Origin of the sequence: Micromonospora sp. LOL_021, assembly GCF_048060215.1 — a bacterium.
Classification (GTDB): domain Bacteria; phylum Actinomycetota; class Actinomycetes; order Mycobacteriales; family Micromonosporaceae; genus Micromonospora_E.
This window is the reverse complement of record NZ_JBHMIN010000118.1, coordinates 1-1648: the sequence shown is the minus strand read 5'-3', so window position 1 is coordinate 1648 and position 1648 is coordinate 1. Positions and strand designations below refer to the sequence as shown.

Annotated in this window: 2 protein-coding genes; one reads left to right on the top strand and one right to left on the bottom strand. The window is 66.9% G+C overall.

All coding sequences use genetic code 11. The annotated features are described in order from the left end of the window. The coding region (locus ACFHWT_RS31210) for an RNA-guided endonuclease InsQ/TnpB family protein (RefSeq protein WP_416598269.1) at nt 1-1138 on the bottom strand (1138 nt) is incomplete at its 3' end. 19 nt (nt 1139-1157) lie between these two features. Between ACFHWT_RS31210 and tnpA the strand changes: the two genes are divergently transcribed. Beyond that, entirely contained in the window at nt 1158-1628 is a 471-nt protein-coding gene (tnpA, locus tag ACFHWT_RS31205) for an IS200/IS605 family transposase (RefSeq protein ID WP_416598267.1), read from the top strand. Nucleotides 1629-1648 lie beyond the last annotated feature (20 nt).

The following is a 1648-nucleotide window of genomic DNA, read 5'->3' as shown; positions in this document are numbered from 1 at the left end:
GCGCTCGACGGTCGTTGAAGTCCGCCTGTCCGGCGGCCTTGATGTTGATGGCGGCGTTGATGTCCCGGTCGTGGTGACTGCCGCACGGGCAGTCCCACTCCCGGACGTTCAACGCGATCTTCTCGTTGATCCGGCCGCAGTCGCAGCACATCCGGGTGGACGGGAGCCACCGGTCCACCCGGGCGAACGCGCGTCCGTACCGCTCCGCCTTGTACTCCAGCATGCCGGTGAAGGCGGCCCAGCCCGCATCGTGCACGGACTTCGCCAGCCGAGTCCGGCCGAGACCAACAACGCACAGGTCCTCGACGTACACCGCTTGGTTGTCACGGATGATCGCCGTGGACAGCTTGTGCTGCCAGTCCCGCCGGGTGTCGGCCACCCCCGCGTGAGCGCGGGCCACCTCGATCACGGCTTTCTCGCGGCGGTTGCTGCCCCTCTGCTTGCGTGAGAGTGCCTGCTGCAACCGCTTGAGCTTGCGGGCCGCGCGGCGCAGGAACTTCGGTGCGGTCACCTTCGTGCCGTCGGACATGACCGCGAAGTGGGTCAGGCCCAGATCGATGCCGATCTCGGAGTCGACCGGCGGCAGCGTCTCGTCCTCGCCGATCCGCACGACGAACGAGGCGAAGTACCGGCCTGCTGTGTCCTTGATCACGGTGACCGAGGTGGGATCCGACGGCAGGCCGCGCGACCAGCGCACCGGAACGTCGCCGATCTTCGGCAGCCGCAGGCGGCCGTTGTCACAGACCTTGAACCGGGAGTTCTTCGTGAACCGGATCGCCTGCCGGTTGTCCTTACGGGACCGGTACCGGGGTGGGGCGACCTTGCGGCCCCGGCGTTTGCCGGACAGCGAGTTGAAGAAGTTGCGGTACGCGGTGTTCAGATCGGCGAGGGCCTGCTGCAACACCACGGCCGACACCTCACCCAGCCAGGCCCGGTCCTCGCTGGCCTTGGCCGCTGTGATGACCAACTTCGACAGGTCGCCGTCGGAAATGTACTTCTCGCCCGCCTCGCGGGCCTGCTGACGCAGCCTGAGTCCGTCGTTGAAAACCACCCGGGCACACCCGAACGCCTGCGCCAGCGCGGTGCGCTGGGCGGCGTCCGGGGTGATCCGGTAGTTGTAACGGAGCTGCACGGCCATCACCGTATCATGTTGGTTTATGGTCGAACTTCAAGGCATCCGCACCGGCAGGCACTGCACTTTCGCGATGCATGTCCACTTGGTTTTCGTGACGAAGTTCCGGCACAACGTGTTCGCCGACCGGCACCTGACCCGGATGGAGGCGATCATGCGAGACGTGTGCGCCGACTTCGAGGCCGAACTGGTCGAGTTCAACGGCGGACACAACCACGTCCACCTGCTGGTCGACTTCCCGCCCAAGGTCGCCGTGGCACGGCTGGTCAACAGCCTCAAAGGGGTCTCCTCCCGCCGCCTCCGGCAGGAGTTCCCCGACCTGGTGCGCCACTACTACCGGGCCAACAAACTCTGGTCCGGCTCGTACTTCGCCGGGTCTGTCGGCGGCGCACCGCTGAGCGTCATCAAGCAGTACATCGAGCAGCAGAACCGTCCCGGTCAAGGCACTGCTCGGGCCTGGCGGCCCTCCCAGCGCGGGCCTTCACCCCCGGCCTGAAGGCCGGAGCACTGGCCCGC